Below are 20,518 nucleotides of genomic sequence, written 5' to 3' on the forward strand. Positions count from 1 at the left end.
GATGTTGTTGTTATGCACTTTGATGGTGTCGGGTACGGTATTTGTCGATCAGCACCGCTATGATGATCACCGCCCCTTTGATCACCAATTGCCAGAAGTAGGAGACGCCCATCAGCGTCATGCCGTTGTTGAGGGTGGCGATAATCAGCGCCCCCACCAGCGTACCGGTGATGGTGCCTATACCGCCGACGAAACTGGTGCCGCCGAGGATCACCGCGGCAATGGCGTCCAGCTCATAACCGACGCCGAGGTTGCCGTTGGCGCTGTACAGCCGCGAGGCGCTCATCACCCCGCCGAGCCCGGAAAGCAGCCCGCTCATGCCGTAGACGAACAGCAGCACCAGCCAGACTTTAATCCCCGTCAGCCGCGCCGCCTGCATGTTGCCGCCAACGGCGTAGATATGAATACCGAGGGTGGTGCGGCGCAGGATAAACCAGCACACCGCCACGACCGCCAGCGCTATCACCACCAGCCACGGCACCGGGCCGAGATAGTTATTGCCGATCCATTCAAAACTAATATCGGAGTTAATCACCGTGGTGCCGTCGGCCAGCAGATAGGCGGCGCCGCGCAGCGCGGTGTAGGTGCCAAGGGTGACAATAAACGGCGGTAACCCGGCGAAGGCCACCAGCGCGCCGTTGAACAGCCCGAGCAGCAGGCCGAGCATCAGCGCCGCCGGAATCGACAGCATCGCGAATGGCGGGATGAGCGATACCACCATCGCCGCAACCGCGGTGGTGCCGAGAATTGACCCCACCGACAGATCGATACCGCCGGTAAGAATAATAAAGGTCATCCCCGCCGCCAGCACGATGTTGATGGAGGACTGGCGGGTAATATTCAGCAGGTTGCTTTCGGTAAAGAAGTTCGGCGCGACGAAGCCGAACACCGCGACGATCAGGATTAAAATCGGCAGGATGCCGACGGTTTGCATCAGGTCGCCCATCAGCATTTTTTTTGCCGAGGCGGATTTCGCCGCCGGCGCGGAGGTCTCTTTCGGTATGCTCATGCTTGTCCTGCCTTTAGGTGAGAATCGTTCACGCCGGTCGCCAGCGTCATAATACTTTCCTGACTGATCTCGCCAACCTGCAACTCGCCGGCGATAGCGCCTTCGCGCATCACGTATACCCGGTCGCTCATGCCTACGATTTCCGGCAATTCGCTGGAGATCATTAAAATGGCGACGCCCTGGCGGGCCATCTGATTCATGATGCGGTAAATCTCGCTTTTGGCGCCGACGTCAACGCCGCGGGTCGGTTCATCCAGGATGAGAATGCGCGGGCCGATCGCCACCCAGCGTGAAATCAGCAGCTTTTGCTGATTGCCGCCGGAAAGCCCGCCGGCGCGCACCTGAGCATGCGGGACGCGGATGTTCAGCAGCTGGATGGCGTCATCGGAGATGGTTTGCGCCTTCTTACGGTCGAGCATTCCCCAGTTGGCGTCGCGCTCAAGCGTCGCCATGGTGATGTTCTCCTGCGCCGCCAGTTCGAGAAACAGCCCCTGTTCTTTACGGTTTTCGGTCAGAAAGCCGATCCCGAGGTCGATCGCTTCGCGCGGCGAGTGAATAACCACCGGCTCGCCGTCGATTTCAATGACGCCGCCCGTCGCTTTGCGGACGCCGAAAATCAGTTGCGCCAGCTCGGAACGCCCGGCGCCGACCAGCCCGGCGAGGCCAACGATTTCCCCGGCGTGCACCACCAAACTGCTGGGATGCACTTTGCCGCCGTCGCTGAGATCCTGCACCCGCAGGCGCGGCTGGCCGCGCGGGATATCGCGCTCTTTATTGAACAGATCGCTAAGCGGACGGCCAACCATCATGCGCACTAATTCGGGGGCGCTAAGGTGGTCGCGGGTGAGGCTGCCGACATACTGGCCATCGCGCAGCACGCTGACCCGGTCGGAGAGTTCATACACTTCGGCCATGCGGTGGCTGATATAGATGATTGCCATCCCTTCATCGCGCAGGCGTAAAATCAGCTCAAACAGGCGCTGAGTTTCTCGCGAGGAGAGGGCGGCGGTAGGTTCATCCATCACCAGAATGCGGCTGTTGCGATGCAGCGCGCGGGCGATTTCCACCTGCTGCTGTTCGGCGATAGTCAGCTTCATCACCCGGTCGCTGGCTTTGAACTGCGCGCCGAGCCGGTCGATAACCGCCTGCGCCTGGGACTCCATCTCTTTGCGTTGTACCAGACCGCCGCGGGAAAGCTCGCTGCCGAGGAAAATGTTTTCCGCGACGGTGAGATTCGGCGCCAGCTGCATCTCCTGATAGATAAGCGTAATCCCTGCCGCCAGCGCATCTTTCGGGCCTCTGATCGTCTGCGGTTGTCCGTCGATCAGGATCTCGCCGCTGGAGGCGGTATAGGCGCCGGCGAGGATCTTCATCAACGTGCTTTTTCCCGCGCCGTTTTCGCCCATCAGCGCGTGGATCTCGCCGGGCCAGACCGTCAGATCCACCCCTTTCAGCGCATAAAATTTGCCGAAAACTTTGGCGATGTTGCGCATGGATAGCACCGGTGTTCCCTGCATGCCTGCTCTCCTGGCTGCGTTGTCGATGTCGGCACTTCATCACCGCAACGTAAATGAGTGATGTCATCGGCCATTCATAATTGTCATATTTTTGAATAGTTAATGCAGATCACAATTACGCCGAGAAATTTTCTTCACCTTCGGCGATAGTCCGGGAATGATGGGAGAAAACGCCTGACCGGAGCCGCCATGTCTTCTCGCCATCCGTACTTTTTCGTTAGCGCCCGCGGTCGCCTGCTGTCATTTAACTTGTTGATGGTGGCGGTGACGTTAATGGTCGCCGGAGTGGCGATTTTCGGTTTTCGCCATGCCAGTCAGTTGCAGGAGCAGGTGCAGCTGCAAACGCTTAGCGACATGAGCGGCAGTATGAATCTGGCGCGTGATACCGCGAACGTCGCCACCGCGGCGGTGCGGCTGTCGCAGGTGGTTGGCGCGCTGGAGTATAAAAGCGAAGCGCAACGGCTGCTGGAAACCCAACAGGCGCTGAAGCATTCGTTGGGTCAGTTGGCCTCGGCGCCGTTGGCCCGGCAGGAACTGGCGCTGGTAGCGAGCATTATTCGTCGTAGCAACGAGCTGCAGCAGAGCGTCGCCGGCATGCTGGAACGCGGGCAACGCCGCCATCTGCAGCGCAATGAACTGCTGAGCGCGCTGTATCAAAACCAGAGCTATTTGCGCCATTTGCAGGATCTCAACGATCGGGATGGTAAACCGGAGATCGATCCTCAGCGTTTAAACGAGATGGACCGGTTGATCGTCGCCGCGATACACACTGCGACGCCGCGCTCGATCGTCCTGCAGCTCGATGACATCAGACGCTTTTTACCGCGCAACGATAGCGATTCTGCGCTGGCCTTTATCCTGCCGGATTTCAACGCCGAACTGGCGCGGCTGGCGCCGCTATCGGCGCAGCTTGAAGAGAGCGATCTGGCGATCGGCTGGTATATGTTTCATATCAAAGCGCTGGTTGCGCTGCTTAATGGCGATATTAATCAATATGTTGCCAGAGTCGCTCAAGCTTCGGAGGCGCGAGCGGCGCAAAGCCACCAGCAGTTGCGCTCCATCAGCACGTTTATCCTGCTGGCCGCGCTGCTGGCGCTGGCGATCACCGGGTGCGCTGGCTGGTATATCTATCGTAATCTTGGCCTCAATCTGAACGCGATATCCGGGGCGATGTCGCGGCTGGCGCACGGCGAGCAGAACGTGACGGTGCCGGCCCTGCAACGGCGTGATGAGCTTGGCGAACTGGCGCGCGCCTTTAACGTTTTCGCCCGTAATACCGCTTCCCTTGAACACACCACCCGCCTGCTGCGGGAGAAAACCACCCAGATGGAGATTGACCGCCTTGAGCGACAGGGGCTGGAGGAGGCGCTGCTGCATAGCCAAAAAATGAAAGCCGTCGGCCAGCTTACCGGCGGCCTGGCCCACGATTTTAACAACCTGCTGGCGGTGATTATCGGCAGCCTCGAACTGGTACAGCCGGATGAGCGCGATGCGCCGCGGATATCGCGGGCGCTGAAGGCTGCCGAACGCGGCGCCTTACTTACTCAGCGGTTGCTGGCCTTTTCGCGTAAACAGGCGCTGAACCCGCAGGCGGTGGCGCTGCAGCCGTTGCTGGAGAATGTCTGCGAACTGATGCGTCATTCGCTCCCCGCATCGTTGCGTCTCGAAATAGAAGCGCAGTCGCCTGCCTGGCCGGCGTGGATCGATGTCGGACAACTGGAAAACGCGATTATCAACCTGGTGATGAACGCCCGCGACGCTATGGAGGGGCGGTCAGGCGTTATCGCGCTACGAACCTGGAACCAGCGGGTCACCCGTAGCGGTGGACGGCGTCAGGATATGGTGGCGCTGGAGGTGATTGACCACGGCTGCGGCATGTCGCAGGAGATAAAAGCGCAGGTTTTCGAGCCCTTCTTTACCACCAAACAGACCGGTAGCGGCAGCGGTCTTGGGCTGTCGATGGTGTACGGTTTTGTGCGCCAGTCGGGCGGGCGCGTGGCGATTGAAAGCGCGCCGGGGCAGGGCACCACCGTTCGTTTGCAGCTACCGCGAGCCACGGCAGCGGCGGAGGATGAACGAACGCCGTTGGTTAGCGAACCGATGGTGAGCGGCGAGCGGCTGGCGCTGGTGCTGGAGGATGAAGCCGATGTGCGCCAGACGCTATGCGAGCAGCTGCATCAGCTGGGTTGGCTGACGTTGGAGGCGCAAAACGGCGAGCAGGCGCTGCAGATGCTGGCGGCCTCCGGGGATATCGCGTTGTTGATTAGCGATTTAATGCTTCCTGGGGGGCTGAGCGGCGCCGAGGTCATTCACGAAGCGCAACGCCGCTTCCCGGCGGTGGCGCTGCTATTGATTAGCGGCCAGGATTTGCGCCCGGCGCATAATCCGGCGTTGCCTGAGGTTGAACGACTGCGCAAGCCTTTCACCCGCACGCAGCTGGCGCAGGCGTTGCGTGCGGCGATGGCGCGGATTTGAGATTCCTCCGCTACACGCGGCAAATAGGGTTGATTAAGGTACCACCAGTACCCTGATGAGACTGGCCACGATGAAACGTTACGCAACCGCTCTGTTTTTTTGCACGCTGGCGCTGAGCAGCCAACTGGCCCATGCCGATATTATTGACGACGCTATTGGCAATATTCAGCAAGCCATCAACGATGCCTACAATCCGGACAGCAGCCGTTCCGACGACGACGACGGGCGCTATGACGACGGACGCTACGATGACGGCAGCTATCAGGGCAGCCGCCAGCAGCGTAGGGATAACCAGCAGCAATATAACGATCGCCAGCGCCAGCTTGACGACCGCCGTCGCCAGCTGGATGAACGCCAGCGCCAGCTTGATAGCGATCGTCGCCAGCTGGAGAGCGACCAGCGCCGCCTCGACGACGATTATTGAGTTTCCTTGGCCACAATGCCGGCTAATCCAGCACGATCTCCATGCCGTCGTATCCCGCCTCGAACCCTTTCGGCAGCGGGTTAGTCATCATCCACTGGTCGAACTGATGGCTGATATGGGTGAGGATCACCCGCGGGCAGCCAAGTACCTGGTTCAGCGCGCGCACGGTATTCAAGTCGCTGTGGTTGCGCGGCGTCTCTGTTCTTGGCTCGTGGCTGCAATCGATGACAATCACCTGCGGCTGATTATTAAGTAAAAACTTCAGCGTCTTCTCCGGCAGCCCGGCGGTATCCGCAAGCCAGGCCACCCGGCTGTGCGCCGACTCCAGCAGATAGCCGTAGGTTAGCTTCGAGTGGATTAACGGCAGCGGCGTGACCTGTAGCCCCTGTAATTCAAATACCGTGAAGGGGATAACGGTGTGGCTAAAATCGAGGATGCCGGGATGTTTAAACAGATCGTCGCAGCCGATGTCATCCGGCGGGCCGTACACCGCAATCGGATCGCCCACCCCCCAGCGCAGGGGGAACAGCCCCTGCACGTGATCCATATGGTAATGCGTCAATAAAATCTGCTGGAAGCTGCCAGCGGGCTGGCGTTCCGCCAGATCCGCCAGCCCGGCGTCGAGCAGCGTGACCGCATGGTTAAAGCGCACCACCGCGCTGCAGGGGCGGCGGCGATAGCGTGCATCGACGCGGGCGCGCTGGCAGGCGGCGCAGTCGCAGCCGAAGACCGGCACCTGCTGGGCGCCGCCGGTGCCGGTCAGGCGGATCGTCAGGCTCATCGTATTACCTTACCCTCAGGCATGCTGATTCTCTTCACGTCCGGCGTGCTGGCGCAACAGCTGGAAGAAACGCTCTACCGATTGCCCGAGGCTGCCGTCGTTATTCAACGTCAGGCAATCGGCCGGTTTATAGCGCGCGGCGCGTTGCAGGCGTTGGGCGATTTCCACGGCATTTTCCCGACCGCGCTGTTCAAGCCGCTGGCGCAACACCGTTGGCGAAACTTCGAGACAAATCGGTACCAGTACGTCATCGTAACGTTCCCGCGCCTGCGCCAGATGCGCGCGCGAGCCGTTGGCGACCACATCAAAACCGGCATGCAGCCAGAGGTCGATCTCTATGCCGACGCCATAGTAATTATTGTTGGCATGCCAGCTTAGCGCGAAAAGATTACGCTCGGCGCGGGTGAAAAACTCATGCTCGCTGAGCGCAATATGGTTCTCGCAGCCCACCAGGTGCGGGCGGGTGATGTAGCGATGCGCGACCAGCAGTTGCGGATGCTCACGCTGGCGCAGCGCGGCCAGCAGACTATCCTTTCCCGACCCCGAGGGGCCGACCAGCCAAATCAGTTTTCCAGGCATTAAAAGACCCTCTTTCCCTGACGCCAGACGTGATCGATATGGACGTGCTGGCCGCGGCGGTGCGCGAGCACCAGATCGGCGCGTTTGCCTTCGGCGATGACGCCGCGGTCATGCAGGCCCAGCGCCTGCGCAGGATGTTTGCTGACCAGACGGACAGCCTGCGCCAGCGTGAAAGCGTTGTCGTCGCTATCGGCGATGCGGAAAGCGGCATCAAGCAGGCTGGCGGGGTAGTAGTCGGAAGAGAGAATATCCAACAGGCCGCTGGCGGCCAGTTGATGCGCGGCGACATTGCCGGAATGCGAGCCGCCGCGCACGATATTCGGCGCCCCCATCAACACATTCATTCCGTGCTGGCGCGAAGCCTGCGCGGCGGCCAACGTGGTGGGAAATTCGGCAATCACGCTGCCAAGCTGGTGGGATTCGGCGACATGTTCATGAGTGGCGTCGTCGTGGCTGGCGAGAGCGATTTGGCGCTCCCGACACATTGCGGCGATAGCCTGGCGATTAGGCTGCGACCAGGCCGCCGCCAGCGCCATTTGCTCTTCTTCGAAGCGTTGCATCTGCTCGCTGCTGAGCTGATATTTGCCCTGATAATATTCGCGATATTTTTCGCGGTTGGCGAACTGGCGTTGACCCGGCGAGTGGTCCATCAGCGACACCAGGGTGACCGGCTCGCGGTCGACCAGCTTTTCAAACAGCGGCAGAGTGGTGTGGTGCGGCAGTTCACAGCGCAGATGCAGGCGGTGCTCGGCGCGGTTAAGCCCGCGTTTTTGCGTCTCTTCCACCGCGTTGATCATCTTTTCCAGATTCTCAAGGCGGTCGCCGCCGTCGCGCACGTCGCCAATCGCCACGGCGTCGAGTACGGTGGTGATGCCGCTGGCGACCATCAAAGCATCGTGGCTGCTCATCGCCGAGTGTGCAGGCCAGTCAACCTTTGGCCGCGGGGTGAAAAATTTATCCAGGTTATCGGTATGGAGTTCGATAAGCCCCGGCAGCAGCCAGCCTCCTTCGCCATCGAGGGCACCGGGCAGCCGGCTCTGGCTTTCGGCAAAGGCGTAAATTCGTCCCTCCTGCACTTCCAGCGAACCGTCGATGGTTTCGTCTTCCAGTACCAGCTTTACGTTATTGATTATCATACTGTGATACCCATTGGGTGCAGGCGGTCGGCGACCTGGCCGCGTACCGTTTCATCATGGAAAATACCGACGATAGCTGCGCCGCGCGCTTTAGCCTGCTGGATCAGCGCCACCACCGCAGCGCTGTTGTTGGCATCCAGCGAGGCGGTGGGTTCATCGAGGAGTAAAATCGGATAGTCGACCGCAAAACCGCGGGCGATGTTGACCCGCTGCTGTTCGCCGCCGGAAAAGGTGGACGGCGCCAGATGCCACAGACGCTCCGGCACGTTGAGCTGGGTCAGCAGGCGGGCGGCTTTAGCGGCGCTCTCTTCGCGCGGCGTACCGAGGTCGAGCAGTGGCTGCATGACGACTTCCAGTGCGGATATCCGCGGGATCACCCGCAGAAACTGGCTAACCCAACCGATAGTGGTTTTACGCACTTCCAGCACCTTGCGCGGCGTGGCGGTCACCAGATCTACCCATTCGTCGCCGTGGCGGATATGAATATGACCGCTGTCCGGCAGATAGTTAGCGTACAGCGAGCGCAGCAGCGTCGATTTGCCGCTGCCGGAATGGCCGTGCAGCACCACGCACTCCCCGGCGTTAACGGTGAGCGAAGCGTCGGCGAGCACCGGCAGGCGTACGCCGTGCTGTTGGTGCAGAACAAAGGTTTTATGGATGTTTTCAACGCGGATCATTTTAGCCCTCTCGGGGTTGGAGTACCGGGTGGCGCTTCGCTTACCCGGCCTACTAATAACGCACCTGTAGGCCGGATAAGGCGCAGCCGCCATCCGGCAAAACAGCATCAATTCTGCAACACCGACGACACCAGCAGCTGGGTGTAAGGATGGTGCGGATCGTCGAGCACCCGGTCGGTTAAGCCACTTTCCACCACCTGTCCTTGTTTCATCACCAGCAGGCGGTTCGCCAGAAGGCGGGCGACGCCGAGATCGTGGGTGACTATCACCGCCGCCAGACCCAGCTCCACCACCAACCCGCGCAGGAGATCGAGCAGGCGCGCCTGTACCGAGACGTCCAGCCCGCCGGTGGGTTCATCCATAAACACCAGTTTCGGCTGCGTCACGAGATTGCGGGCGATTTGCAAGCGCTGCTGCATGCCACCGGAAAAGGTGGTCGGCAGGTCGTCGATGCGGGAAGGCGGGATCTCCACCTCCTGCAGCCAGCGTTCGGCGGTGGCTCGAATGTCGCCGTAGTGGCGAGCGCCGGTCGCCATCAGCCGTTCGCCGATGTTGCCGCCCGCCGAGACCTGGCGACGCAGGCCGTCCATTGGGTGCTGATGCACGACGCCCCATTCGGTGCGCAGCAGGCGGCGGCGTTCGGCTTCGCTCATGGCGTACAGGGAGCGCTGTTGATACCGCACTTCACCCTGTTGTGGCGCCAGACGAGCGGAAATCGCTTTCAGCAGCGTGGTTTTACCGGAGCCGGATTCGCCGACGATGCCGAGCACTTCGCCCGGCCACAGCTCGAAAGAGACATCGCTAAAACCTTTTCCCGGCGCATAGAGATGGGTCAGGTGATTAACTGTAAGTAACGGCTGGCTCATTTTTTCTGCGCCTCGCTCTGTTGGCGGCAATAGTCGGTATCGGAGCAGACAAACATCCGCTGGCCGCTGTCATCCAGCACCACTTCGTCAAGATAGCTGTGACGCGAACCGCAAATGGCGCAGGGTTCATCCCACTCCTGCACGCTAAACGGGTGATCGTCGAAATCGAGGCTTTCGACTGCGGTATAGGGCGGCACCGCGTAGATACGTTTTTCGCGCCCGGCGCCGAACAGCTGCAGCGCCGGCATCATGTGCATTTTGGGGTTATCGAATTTCGGGATCGGCGAAGGGTCCATCACGTAGCGGCCGTTCACCTTCACCGGATAGGCGTAGGTGGTGGCGATATGGCCGAAGCGGGCGATATCCTCATACAGCTTCACCTGCATTACGCCGTACTCTTCCAGCGCGTGCATGGTGCGGGTTTCGGTTTCACGCGGTTCGATAAAGCGCAGCGGCTCCGGGATCGGCACCTGATAGATCAGGATCTGATCTTCCACCAGCGGCGTTTCCGGGATCCGGTGGCGGGTCTGGATCAGGGTGGCGTCTTCGGTGCGTTCGGTGGTGGCGACGCCGGTTACGCGTTTAAAGAACTGGCGGATCGACACCGCGTTGGTGGTGTCATCGGCGCCCTGATCGATGACCTTCAGTACGTCGTTCTCGCCGATAACGCTGGCGGTCAGTTGGATCCCGCCGGTACCCCAACCGTAGGGCATCGGCATTTCGCGGCCGCCGAAGGGCACCTGATAGCCGGGAATGGCCACCGCTTTCAGTATCGCCCGGCGGATCATGCGCTTGGTTTGCTCATCAAGATAAGCAAAGTTATAGCCAGTCAGTGGGTTAGCCACGTTCGTTCTCCCGTTGCAGGCGTTTCAACAGCGCCAGTTCGGCCTGGAAATCGACATAGTGCGGCAGTTTCAGATGCGAGACGAAACCGGCGGCTTCAACGTTATCGGCGTGCGCCAGCACGAACTCTTCGTCCTGGGCCGGTCCGCTTATCTCTTCGCCGTATTCCGGCGCCTGAAGGGCACGGTCGACCAGCGCCATGGCCATCGCTTTACGCTCGCTCATGCCAAACGTCAGGCCGTAGCCGCGGGTGAAGTGCGGCGGCTCATCCTCTGGATCGACAAAGCCGTTGACCATTTCGCATTCGGTCAGCAGCAGCTCGCCAATATTGACGCTAAAACCCAGCTCTTCCGGCACGATTTCCACCTGCACGTAGCCGCTGCGGATCTCGCCGGCAAACGGGTGGTTGCGGCCATAGCCGCGCTGGGTCGAGTAGGCCAGCGCCAGCAGATAGCCTTCATCGCCGCGTACCAGCTGCTGCAGCCGCGAGGAGCGCGAGCAGGGATAGACCGGCGGGGTACGGGTGATATCGTCAGGCGCTGCGCCGCAGTCCGCTTCAGCTTTGGCCAGCCTCTGCTGCGCCAGCAGGTTGAAGACGTGCGGCGTCGGCTGCGTTTCGCTACCGGCTTTCTGCACCGACGGCGGTTCGCCGTTGGCCAGCAGGGTAAAATCGAGCAGGCGGTGGGTATAGTCGTAAGTGGGGCCCAGCAGCTGGCCTCCGGGGATATCTTTGTAGACCGCGGAGATGCGGCGCTCGAGGCGCATCCCGGCGGTATCAACCGGTTCGCTGACCGCCAGCCGCGGCAGGGTGGTGCGGTAGGCGCGCAGCAGGAAAATGGCTTCGACGTTATCGCCGCTGGCCTGCTTCAGCGCCAGCGCCGCCAGTTCGCGGTCGGCGATGCCGCCTTCGGTCATCACCCGGTCCACCGCCAGGCTGAGCTGTTCGCTTATCTGCTCGACGCTCAGTTCGGGAAGCCGTCCATCGCCCCGTCGTTTCTGCTCTTGCAAAGCGTGAGCGGCGCTAATCGCCTTCTCGCCGCCTTTGACGGCAACATACATTTAGCACACCTCCACGTGGGTGGTACGCGGGATAGCCAGCAGGCGCTCGCCGCAGGTCAGGATCAGGTCAATGCCCAGTGGGAACGGGAGCGGGCGTTCGGTTAATTCGTCGATGATGCAGTCCGGGAGCTGGGGGGCGATCATTCGCTCCTCGGCAATGCCCGCGCCGGTCAGGCGCAGCATGCGTCCGCCGCTCAGGCTGGCTAGTTGAACAATCAGCGTGACGCCGGTTTCCGGCGCCGCCACGGTACCAGCGGAAAGGACATTAAGCTGTTCGGCGCTGATGGTGTCGCAGGCGACGGCAAATACCGCCTGCTGCGGCTGTTCCACCAGCGTCGCGCCGGTATGAAAGCGCAGATTTTGGCTGACCAGATCGTTATGCAGCGCGGCGGCCATCCACACCGGGGTGTCGTGATCGGCCAGGGTCAGCAGCAAGCTGGTGGAGGCGATATTCAATGGCTGCCAGCCGTGCTGAAGCTGCTGCAGGGAGACAATCACTCCCGGCTCGCTCATTGCTTTCAGCAGGCGGCGGAAACTGTGTTGGGCATCCTGCACCGGTAGGGTAAAGGCGGTTTGTAATGTCATGCGTTATCTCCGCGAACCAGAGTAAAGAAGTCGACCCGGCTGGCGTTGACTTCGGCGCGGCGGGCGTCGAGGCGCGCGCTGCGTTGTGCTTCCAGCGGGGTAATGAGGGTTTCCATTAAGGTGTGAAAATAGTGAGGCGATTGCAGCAGGCCATCGATCGCCGCGCAGCGTTCGGCGTGGGGGCGGTCGCGGCCCAGAATCCAGCTGTAGCCGAGGGTGCCATCGGCCAGGCGTACGGCGGCGCGGGTCAGAGTGGCGTCACCGGCAAAGAAACGATCGCCGATGCCGCCCATACGCGCCTGGAGCTGTACCAGCCCGGTTTCCGGGGCGCGAATTAATTCATACTCCGGCGCCAGCCGCAGCGATTGCATGCGCGCCAGAAGGTCCTGCGGTTCACTGTGGGCCAGCACGGACATCCAACGCTGGCGGGTGGCGGTATCGAAGTGCATTCAGTGCTCCATGGTGAATTCAATCATGTCGGCGCGGGTCAGGCTGACGGAGTACTCCGTCGTGACAGTCTCGCCCTCGCGGCTATTGAGCGTGCGTACGCACAGCAGCGGCGCCATATTGGGGATTTCCAGCAGCTTGCTCTCTTTCGCCTGCGCGCGGCGGGCGCTGATTTTGGTGCGTACGCGGGTCAGTTCGATGGCGAGTTGGTCGCGCAGCAGGTCGTGTAGCGAGCCATGGGTGAAGGTTTGCAGCACCGGCCAGAAGCGCGGGTCGGCGAAGTAGTGGTCAATCAAACACAACGCCACGCCGTTAACCCGGCGCAGGGTGCGCAGATGAATGACGGTTTCGCCTTCGGCGATGCCAAAGGCTTCGGCAACGTGGCTGCTGGCCGGGCGCAGCACCGACAGCAGTTTCTCGCTGGTCGGGTGGCTGCCTTGTTCCAGCAGATTCTGGCTAAAACGCGCCTGGGCGTTGAGCGGGTAGTCGATGGGGCGCATCAATACCAGTACGCCGACGCCCTGGCGGCGCTGGACCCATCCGCGTTCCACCAGCTGATCGATGGCGCGGCGTAGGGTGTGGCGGTTAACTTCAAAGCGCGCCGCCAGCTGTTGTTCCGCAGGCAAATAGTCGCCGCAGCGATAGTGATGGCGCAGCTCCTGTTCAAGCCTGGCGGCAATTTCCTGATACCGGGTGGGGTAACTGGTCGGATGTCTGGATAAGTACATGGTTATCGAGCCTCACTAAGTACCTTGGGGTTCCCCGTTGAGCGTGGGCCGATACTGACGCGTTTTTGTTACATTCCTGTTAAGTCACGATGACCGCAGGATGAAGAGTTAATGCCGGTGAGATGACAGGGCGGAGAAGCCGCCCTGGAGAGAAGATTAGGGTTGTTTGACGACGTTAACCATCCACGGCACGCCGAAGCGATCGACCACTTTGCCGAAACCGTGGGCCCAGAAGGTCTCCTGCCATGCCATTTCGATGCGCCCGCCATCGGCCAGCGCCTCAAACCAGTGTTTGCCTTCAGCAATATCTTTCGGCTCCAGCACGAGGACGAATCCCGCGTAATGTTCCATGTCGCTACTGGGGCTATCGCTCAACATCAAAATACTGTCGGCGACCTGCAGGCTGGCGTGGGCAATGCAGTCGGCGGCTAGATGTTGCCCGGAGGCGCAACCATCTTCGGCATCCTGGGCGCTCTGCGGCATTTCGCCGTAGGTGATTTGGTGGATAAGCTGCGCCCCCAGCGCCTGCTGATAGAAGGCGATGGCAGCAGCGCAGTTGCCGCTAAAAGCAATGTAAGGACTCAGGGACATAACCATGACCTCAGATAACCAATGACCCATAAAGCGTAGTTGGTGACGGGCAAAAGAAGCCAGGCGGCAAAGCGGGGTGAATTTTTCTGAAAATGCGTCGCCGCGTGGCGGGAAGGCAGAGACGAAATGAGAATTGATCGCGCGGTTTAGCTGGAAGGTTCCGGGAATAATTTTGGCGAAATGCGCGATATAATTTCACTACTATCCGCCGCTGATATTCGTACGCGCCGGCGAGGTTGCCGCCAGCGCCGGAAAAATAATGGTGCTGGCGTAAAAAAAATTAATTAGTTCTTTTTGACGAATTCAGATTTCAGCTTCATCGGGCCAAAACCGTCAATTTTGCAGTCGATGTTGTGATCGCCTTCGACCAGACGGATATTCTTCACTTTGGTGCCGATTTTCAGCATTGAAGAACTGCCTTTTACCTTCAGATCTTTCACCACGGTCACGCTGTCGCCATCGGCAAGTAAGTTGCCGTTAGCGTCTTTTACAATCAGCGCGTCGGCATCGTCGGCCGGCTCGGCATTGTTCCACTCGTGGGCGCATTCCGGGCAAATGTACATGCCGTTATCTTCATATGTGTATTCAGAATGGCATTTTGGGCAGTGTGGAAGTTGCATGGCGTTCCTCGTGATTACTGGGAAAAACAGGACGTTGGTCCGTTAAACAGCGGCTGTGAGCCGAAAGTGCGGCTGATTATAGCGCAATCCCGCACTTTTGTCGGGTATTTTTTCCAGGAAATAACGCAGGGTAATTATTTTGGCTTTGCGGAGAATATGCTGAAAAACAGACGTTAATAAAGTCCAGAAATAAACATCGGTGGTGAAACAGAGATTGAACTTATTCATTTTATTTGGCTCTGTAATTAAGCTGGGCGAATTTTTCGTGAAGTTGATCCCAAATTTAAACGCTGGTAGGGTAAAAAGGGATGTAAGTAAATTCGTCACTGCTTATTTGGTAAGTGAATTATTAATTTAAGGCCAGAGCAGGCGTCAACAGGTTCGGTTGTACACTCTGTCAGAAAGACAGTGCAGGCAAACCTGCTACGCTTGAAATGTGGAGCACAGCACTTCGCCGCTCCCAACGTACGTCGCGAATGACCTCGTCATTTGGCGAGGAGTCGTGCGCTCAAGGCGATAGCACAGAGGAAAAGTATGCTTAAAAGGAAAAAAATAAAGCCGATTACGCTTAGGGATGTCACTATCATCGATGATAGCAAGCTGCGAAAAGCCATCACCGCGGCCTCGCTCGGTAATGCGATGGAGTGGTTCGATTTCGGTGTGTATGGTTTTGTGGCTTATGCCCTCGGTAAAGTCTTCTTCCCCGATGCCGATCCCAGCGTGCAGATGATTGCCGCGCTCGGTACTTTTTCGGTTCCTTTCTTGATTCGTCCGCTCGGCGGCCTGTTCTTCGGGATGCTCGGCGATAAATACGGTCGACAAAAAATCTTAGCGATCACCATCGTTATCATGTCGATAAGTACATTCTGTATCGGTCTTATTCCGTCGTATGCCACCATTGGTATCTGGGCGCCGATTCTGCTGCTGTTGTGTAAAATGGCGCAGGGCTTCTCGGTAGGCGGCGAATATACCGGGGCGTCGATCTTCGTGGCCGAATACTCGCCTGACCGTAAACGCGGGTTTATGGGCAGTTGGCTGGACTTCGGTTCGATTGCCGGCTTCGTAATGGGCGCAGGCGTGGTGGTACTGATTTCCAGCGTCGTGGGCGAAGAGAACTTCCTCGACTGGGGCTGGCGTATTCCGTTCTTCCTGGCGCTGCCGCTGGGGATTATCGGCCTGTACCTGCGTCACGCGTTAGAAGAGACGCCGGCGTTCCAGCAGCACGTGGATACCCTTGAACAGGGCGACCGCGAAGGCCTGCAGGAGGGTCCGAAAGTCTCCTTTAAAGAGATTGCCACCAAACACTGGCGCAGCCTGCTGACCTGTATTGGCCTGGTGATTTCCACTAACGTGACCTACTACATGCTGTTGACCTACATGCCGAGCTACCTGTCGCACAACCTGCACTACTCGGAAGATCACGGCGTACTGATTATTATCGCCATCATGGTCGGCATGTTGTTTGTCCAGCCGGTTATCGGCATGCTGAGTGACCGTTTTGGCCGTCGTCCGTTTATCCTGGTGGGTAGCGTTGCGCTGTTCACGCTGTCTATCCCGGCCTTTATCATGATTAACAGTAACGTGATTGGCCTGATCTTCGCCGGTCTGCTGCTGCTGGCGGTGGTGCTGAACTGCTTTATCGGCGTGATGGCCTCATCGCTGCCGGCGATGTTCCCGACCCACATCCGCTTCAGCGCTCTGGCCAGCGCCTTTAACATCTCGGTGCTGATCGCCGGTCTGACGCCGACGCTGGCGGCATGGCTGGTGGAAACCACCCAGAACCTGATGATGCCGGCTTACTATCTGATGGTGATTGCGGTGATTGGCCTGATTACCGGCCTGTCGATGAAAGAGACCGCTAACCGTCCGCTGAAAGGGGCGACGCCGGCGGCGTCCGATATCCAGGAAGCGAAAGAAATTCTGGGCGAGCACTACGATAACATCGAACATAAAATCGAAGATATCGATCAGGAAATCGCCGACCTGCAGGAAAAACGCGCCCGTCTGGTACAGCAGCATCCACGTATCAACGACTAACCGTTTTAAGCTGTGAAAAATGCCGCCGTGGGAGACCCCGGCGGCATTTTTTATGGCTGCGGCGACGCGAGGCTGTGGCGGCGCTGCTGGCTCAATTTACGGTACTGCTGCGGCGGCATGCCGACATAGCGGGTAAAGGTACTGTAGAAGCGGCTGCTGGAGCGGAACCCGGCGGTGAGGGCGATATCAAGAATGGTCTTATCGGTATCGCTCAGCAGCGCGCGCACGTGATTGATGCGCATGGCGGTAATGTACTGCTTCATGGTCTGCTGCATCACCCGCTGAAAAACGCCCATCGCGTAGTTCGGGTTGAGTTTAACGTGCTCGGCGACGGCATCGACGGTCAGCGCCTGGTCATAATGGGCGGCGATAAATTCCAGCATCTGGCTGACATAAAACTGCGCGTGGCGCGAGACGCTGTTCTTGTGCGTGCGCGAGGTCTTATTAACCAGAATCGGCTGCCAGCCGGCGAGGCTCAGCCGCTTGAGCATCAGGGCGATTTCATCGATCGCCAACTGGCGAATCTGTTCATTCTCGTGATTCAACTCCTGCTGCCAACGGCGCACTTCAAAAGCGCTTAACTGCTGGGCGGCGAGAGATTTAATCACCATCCCGTGGGTGACGTGGTTTATCAGTTCGCGATCCAGCGGCCACGACAGAAACAGATGCATCGGCAGGTTGAATATCGCCATCTGCTGGCAGTCGCCGGGGCGGGTCAACTGATGCGGCGTACAGGCCCAAAACAGGGTGATATAGCCTTTCTCAATGCGCACCACTTCATTGTTAATCAAATACTCCACGTCGCCGTCGAACGGCACGTTGACCTCTACCTGGCCGTGCCAGTGGCTGGTGGCCATGGCGTGCGGGGGGCGCAGTTCGATATCCATGCGCTGATACTCGGAATAGAGCGCCAGCGGGCTGCGGCTCTGCTTTTCATCGCTGCTGCACATGTGCGGGTCGGGGGGCAGGGAAGTGAAGCGGTGTTCCATCATGGGCGGATTCCTGGATCGTCAGAGTGGCTGCGTTTTTAGCCTGAACTGATTACAGCTTAGCGGAATCATCGGCCCGTTTTCTCTCCTTTTAAGCCGATCTATTCCCAAAAACTCAGATTTTGTGGCGTTCAATGGCCGATCTGAGTTTCCGGGAATGCTCCGGTGGGAACGGGGCAGCGCAGCGGCGAGCGGCATGCCACTCTGAAAGTGTTCAATGACCTGATGGAGAGAGCGCGATGTCCGCCCCAAAAATTACCTTTATCGGCGCCGGTTCGACGGTGTTTGTTAAAAATATTCTCGGTGATGTTTTCCAGCGCCCGGCGTTGAAATCGGCGCATATCGCGCTGATGGATATCGACGAAACCCGGCTGGAAGAGTCGCATACCGTGGTGCGAAAGCTGATGGATTCCGTCGGTGCGAATGGCGAAATTAGCTGCCATCGCGATCGTAAAACCGCCTTGCGCGACGCCGATTTTGTCGTCGTCGCCTTCCAGATTGGCGGCTATGAACCCTGTACTGTCACCGATTTCGAAGTCTGTAAACGCCACGGCCTTGAGCAGACCATTGCCGATACGCTGGGACCGGGAGGCATTATGCGCGCGCTGCGCACTATCCCGCACCTGTGGGCTATCTGCGACGACATGACCGAGGTTTGCCCAAACGCCACCATGCTTAACTACGTTAATCCGATGGCGATGAACACCTGGGCGATGTACGCCCGCTATCCGCATATCAAGCAGGTGGGTCTGTGCCACTCGGTGCAAGGCACAGCAGAAGAGCTGGCGCGCGATCTTAACCTCGACCCGGCGGATTTACGCTACCGCTGCGCGGGGATTAACCATATGGCGTTCTATCTGTCGCTGGAGAAAAAGCTCGCGGACGGCAGCTACGTCAGTATCTATCCCGACCTGCTGCAGGCCTACGCCGAAGGGCGGGCGCCGAAACCGAACCTGCATGGCAATCCGCGCTGCGAAAACATCGTCCGCTATGAGATGTTCAAAAAGCTGGGCTACTTTGTCACCGAATCGTCGGAGCATTTCGCCGAATACACGCCATGGTTTATCAAGCCGGGACGCGACGATCTTATCGCCCGCTATAAAGTACCGCTGGATGAGTACCCTAAACGCTGCGTCGAGCAGCTGGCCAACTGGCATAAAGAGCTGGAGAGCTATAAAAGCGGCGAGCGGATCGAGGTTAAACCTTCGCGCGAGTATGCCAGCACCATCATGAACGCTATCTGGACCGGCGAGCCAAGCGTGGTGTACGGCAACGTGCGCAACGATAATCTTATCGACAACCTGCCTCAGGGCTGCTGCGTGGAAGTTGCCTGCCTGGTGGATGCCAACGGCATCCAGCCGACGAAAGTGGGCGCGCTGCCGGCGCATCTGGCGGCGCTGATGCAGACCAACATCAACGTGCAGACGCTGCTGACGCAGGCGATCCTCAACGAAGACCGGGATTACGTTTATTACGCCACGATGATGGATCCGCACACCGCTGCGGTGCTGGGGATCGAAGAGATCTACGCGCTGGTGGATGATCTGATCGCCAGCCACGGCGACTGGCTGCCGGCCTGGCTGCACCGCTAATCTTCTCATGCCGCCGGGGGATCTGGCCCGGCGGCGCCTGCCATGCTCTATCAAACGCTAAAGGAGGCGCTGGCGACAGCGACCTGTACCCTATGAGTATTTCAATGACAACAAAGCTCAGCTACGGATTTGGTGCTTTTGGTAAAGATTTCGCTATCGGTATCGTTTACATGTATCTGATGTATTACTACACCGATATTGTTGGCCTATCGGTTGGGGTGGTTGGCACCTTGTTTCTGGTGGCGAGGATCCTTGATGCGATAGCCGATCCGATCATGGGCTGGATCGTCAACTGCACGCGATCGCGATGGGGGAAATTCAAGCCGTGGATCCTGATCGGAACTATCACCAACTCGGTGGTGTTGTATATGCTGTTCAGCGCCCATCACTTCAGCGGCGGAGCGCTACTGGCGTGGGTGTGGCTGACCTATCTGCTGTGGGGCTTCACCTATACCATCATGGATGTGCCGTTCTGGTCGCTGGTGCCGACCATTACCCTTGATAAACGCGAACGTGAACAGCTGGTGCCTTACCCGCGCTTTTTCGCCAGCCTTGCCGGGTTTGTGACGGCCGGGGTCACACTGCCGTTTGTCAGCGCCGTCGGCGGCGCCGATCGCGGCTTCGGTTTCCAGATGTTTACCCTGGTGCTGATTGCCTTTTTCGTAATTTCCACCCTCGTTACCTTGCGCAACGTCCATGAGGTTTACTCGTCGGATAGCGGCATGAGCGAGGATTCCAGCCATCTTTCACTGCGTCAGATGGTGGCGCTCATCTATAAAAACGATCAGCTGGCCTGCCTGTTGGGCATGGCGCTGGCCTATAACACGGCGGCGAATATCATTGCCGGCTTCGCGATTTATTACTTTACCTACGTCATTGGCAGCGCGGAGATGTTCCCGTATTACATGTCCTACGCGGGGGCGGCGAATTTACTGACGCTGATCTTGTTCCCTCGACTGGTAAAAGGGCTGTCGCGGCGCATTCTGTGGGCGGGGGCATCGATCATGCCGGTGCTAGGCTGTGGCGTGCTGTTGATGATGGCGCTGAGCGGCGTTTACAACATCGCACTGATTTCGCTGGCCGGGGTGCTGTTGAATATCGGCACTGCGCTGTTCTGGGTGCTGCAGGTCATTATGGTGGCCGATACCGTCGACTACGGCGAATATACGATGAATATCCGCTGCGAAAGCATCGCCTACTCGGTGCAGACGCTGGTGGTCAAAGCTGGTTCGGCGTTTGCGGCCTGGTTTATCGCCATCGTGCTGGGTATCATTGGCTACGTGCCGAATGTTGTGCAGTCGTCCCACACGCTGCTGGGGATGCAGGCGATTATGATTGCGCTGCCGACGCTCTTTTTTGCCCTGACGCTGTTTCTCTATTTCCGTTATTACAAGCTGAATGGCGATATGTTGCGACGTATTCAGATTCACCTGCTGGATAAATATCGTCGGGTACCGGAAAATGTCGTCGAGCCGGAACGGCCGATTGTGGTACCCAATCAGGTGTAAAAAGCGTGCGCAAACCGCTGGCGAAAGAGGGGAGGGATGCTCTCTTTTTGCACAA

Annotated in this window: 20 protein-coding genes; 5 read left to right on the forward strand and 15 right to left on the reverse strand. The window is 58.9% G+C overall.

Annotated elements, in window-relative coordinates; genetic code table 11:
* Nucleotides 1-10: 10 nt before the first annotated feature.
* Nucleotides 11-1,009 (reverse strand): putative carbohydrate ABC transporter permease, encoded by a 999-nt coding sequence (locus ABLV08_RS19535; protein ID WP_015368708.1) that lies wholly within the window; start codon nt 1,007-1,009, stop codon nt 11-13.
* Nucleotides 1,006-2,526, reverse strand: coding sequence for a sugar ABC transporter ATP-binding protein (locus ABLV08_RS19540; protein ID WP_032713455.1), 1,521 nt, complete (start codon nt 2,524-2,526; stop codon nt 1,006-1,008). Before ABLV08_RS19540 ends, ABLV08_RS19535 begins: the two co-directional genes overlap by 4 nt.
* A gap of 189 nt (nt 2,527-2,715) precedes the next feature.
* Here ABLV08_RS19540 and ABLV08_RS19545 point away from each other — a divergent pair, with 189 nt between their 5' ends.
* Both ABLV08_RS19545 and yjdP read left to right on the forward strand, forming a co-directional pair.
* Complete coding sequence (locus ABLV08_RS19545) at nt 2,716-5,001, forward strand: ATP-binding protein (RefSeq protein WP_348856180.1); 2,286 nt, start codon at nt 2,716-2,718, stop codon at nt 4,999-5,001.
* 70 nt (nt 5,002-5,071) lie between these two features.
* The gene (gene yjdP, locus ABLV08_RS19550) at nt 5,072-5,425 is read left to right on the forward strand and encodes a DDRRRQL repeat protein YjdP (protein ID WP_047740157.1); all 354 of its coding nucleotides are present in this window, start codon (nt 5,072-5,074) and stop codon (nt 5,423-5,425) included.
* Between the two features lie 22 nt (nt 5,426-5,447).
* Here yjdP and phnP read toward each other — a convergent pair whose 3' ends face one another.
* The 12 genes from phnP to ABLV08_RS19610 form a co-directional block, all read right to left on the reverse strand.
* The gene (gene phnP, locus ABLV08_RS19555) at nt 5,448-6,206 is read right to left on the reverse strand and encodes a phosphonate metabolism protein PhnP (RefSeq protein ID WP_348856181.1); all 759 of its coding nucleotides are present in this window, start codon (nt 6,204-6,206) and stop codon (nt 5,448-5,450) included.
* Nucleotides 6,207-6,221: 15 nt separating this feature from the next.
* Entirely contained in the window at nt 6,222-6,785 is a 564-nt protein-coding gene (gene phnN / locus ABLV08_RS19560) for a ribose 1,5-bisphosphokinase (protein WP_015368703.1), read from the reverse strand.
* Nucleotides 6,785-7,921, reverse strand: a complete 1,137-nt coding sequence (phnM, locus tag ABLV08_RS19565; protein ID WP_045362689.1) for an alpha-D-ribose 1-methylphosphonate 5-triphosphate diphosphatase — start codon at nt 7,919-7,921, stop codon at nt 6,785-6,787. Before phnM ends, phnN begins: the two co-directional genes overlap by 1 nt.
* Complete coding sequence (gene phnL / locus ABLV08_RS19570) at nt 7,918-8,598, reverse strand: phosphonate C-P lyase system protein PhnL (protein ID WP_045362692.1); 681 nt, start codon at nt 8,596-8,598, stop codon at nt 7,918-7,920. Before phnL ends, phnM begins: the two co-directional genes overlap by 4 nt.
* Nucleotides 8,599-8,705: 107 nt before the next feature.
* The gene (gene phnK, locus ABLV08_RS19575; RefSeq protein WP_015368700.1) at nt 8,706-9,464 is read right to left on the reverse strand and encodes a phosphonate C-P lyase system protein PhnK; all 759 of its coding nucleotides are present in this window, start codon (nt 9,462-9,464) and stop codon (nt 8,706-8,708) included.
* Nucleotides 9,461-10,309: an alpha-D-ribose 1-methylphosphonate 5-phosphate C-P-lyase PhnJ gene (locus ABLV08_RS19580; RefSeq protein ID WP_015368699.1), complete on the reverse strand. Its 849-nt coding sequence runs from the start codon at nt 10,307-10,309 to the stop codon at nt 9,461-9,463. The genes phnK and ABLV08_RS19580 overlap by 4 nt, the downstream gene beginning before the upstream one ends.
* The gene (locus ABLV08_RS19585; RefSeq protein WP_348856183.1) at nt 10,302-11,366 is read right to left on the reverse strand and encodes a carbon-phosphorus lyase complex subunit PhnI; all 1,065 of its coding nucleotides are present in this window, start codon (nt 11,364-11,366) and stop codon (nt 10,302-10,304) included. The genes ABLV08_RS19580 and ABLV08_RS19585 overlap by 8 nt, the downstream gene beginning before the upstream one ends.
* A complete protein-coding gene (gene phnH, locus ABLV08_RS19590) occupies nt 11,367-11,951 on the reverse strand; it encodes a phosphonate C-P lyase system protein PhnH (RefSeq protein WP_348856184.1) in 585 nt (194 codons plus the stop codon).
* Nucleotides 11,948-12,400 carry a phosphonate C-P lyase system protein PhnG gene (phnG, locus tag ABLV08_RS19595; protein WP_015368696.1) on the reverse strand — a complete coding sequence of 151 codons (453 nt, stop codon included), beginning with the start codon at nt 12,398-12,400 and terminating at the stop codon, nt 11,948-11,950. The genes phnH and phnG overlap by 4 nt, the downstream gene beginning before the upstream one ends.
* Complete coding sequence (phnF, locus tag ABLV08_RS19600) at nt 12,401-13,126, reverse strand: phosphonate metabolism transcriptional regulator PhnF (RefSeq protein WP_348856185.1); 726 nt, start codon at nt 13,124-13,126, stop codon at nt 12,401-12,403.
* Between the two features lie 156 nt (nt 13,127-13,282).
* A complete protein-coding gene (gene yjdN / locus ABLV08_RS19605; protein WP_015704080.1) occupies nt 13,283-13,717 on the reverse strand; it encodes a VOC family metalloprotein YjdN in 435 nt (144 codons plus the stop codon).
* Between the two features lie 284 nt (nt 13,718-14,001).
* Nucleotides 14,002-14,337, reverse strand: coding sequence for a zinc ribbon domain-containing protein YjdM (locus ABLV08_RS19610; protein ID WP_015368693.1), 336 nt, complete (start codon nt 14,335-14,337; stop codon nt 14,002-14,004).
* A gap of 534 nt (nt 14,338-14,871) precedes the next feature.
* Between ABLV08_RS19610 and proP the strand changes: the two genes are divergently transcribed.
* Nucleotides 14,872-16,374, forward strand: coding sequence for a glycine betaine/L-proline transporter ProP (proP, locus tag ABLV08_RS19615; RefSeq protein ID WP_015368691.1), 1,503 nt, complete (start codon nt 14,872-14,874; stop codon nt 16,372-16,374).
* Between the two features lie 50 nt (nt 16,375-16,424).
* Here the strand turns inward: proP and melR are convergent, their stop codons facing one another.
* On the reverse strand, nt 16,425-17,363 hold the full coding sequence (melR, locus tag ABLV08_RS19620; protein ID WP_032715623.1) for a transcriptional regulator MelR: 939 nt from the start codon (nt 17,361-17,363) through the stop codon (nt 16,425-16,427).
* Nucleotides 17,364-17,602: 239 nt separating this feature from the next.
* Here melR and ABLV08_RS19625 point away from each other — a divergent pair, with 239 nt between their 5' ends.
* Nucleotides 17,603-18,955, forward strand: a complete 1,353-nt coding sequence (locus tag ABLV08_RS19625; protein ID WP_032709635.1) for an alpha-glucosidase/alpha-galactosidase — start codon at nt 17,603-17,605, stop codon at nt 18,953-18,955.
* Nucleotides 18,956-19,047: 92 nt separating this feature from the next.
* Nucleotides 19,048-20,463, forward strand: coding sequence for a melibiose:sodium transporter MelB (melB, locus tag ABLV08_RS19630; protein ID WP_020079846.1), 1,416 nt, complete (start codon nt 19,048-19,050; stop codon nt 20,461-20,463).
* Nucleotides 20,464-20,518: the final 55 nt, after the last annotated feature.

The sequence above is a fragment of the Klebsiella sp. CN_Kp088 genome (assembly GCF_040064335.1).
Taxonomy (GTDB): Bacteria; Pseudomonadota; Gammaproteobacteria; order Enterobacterales; family Enterobacteriaceae; genus Klebsiella; species Klebsiella aerogenes.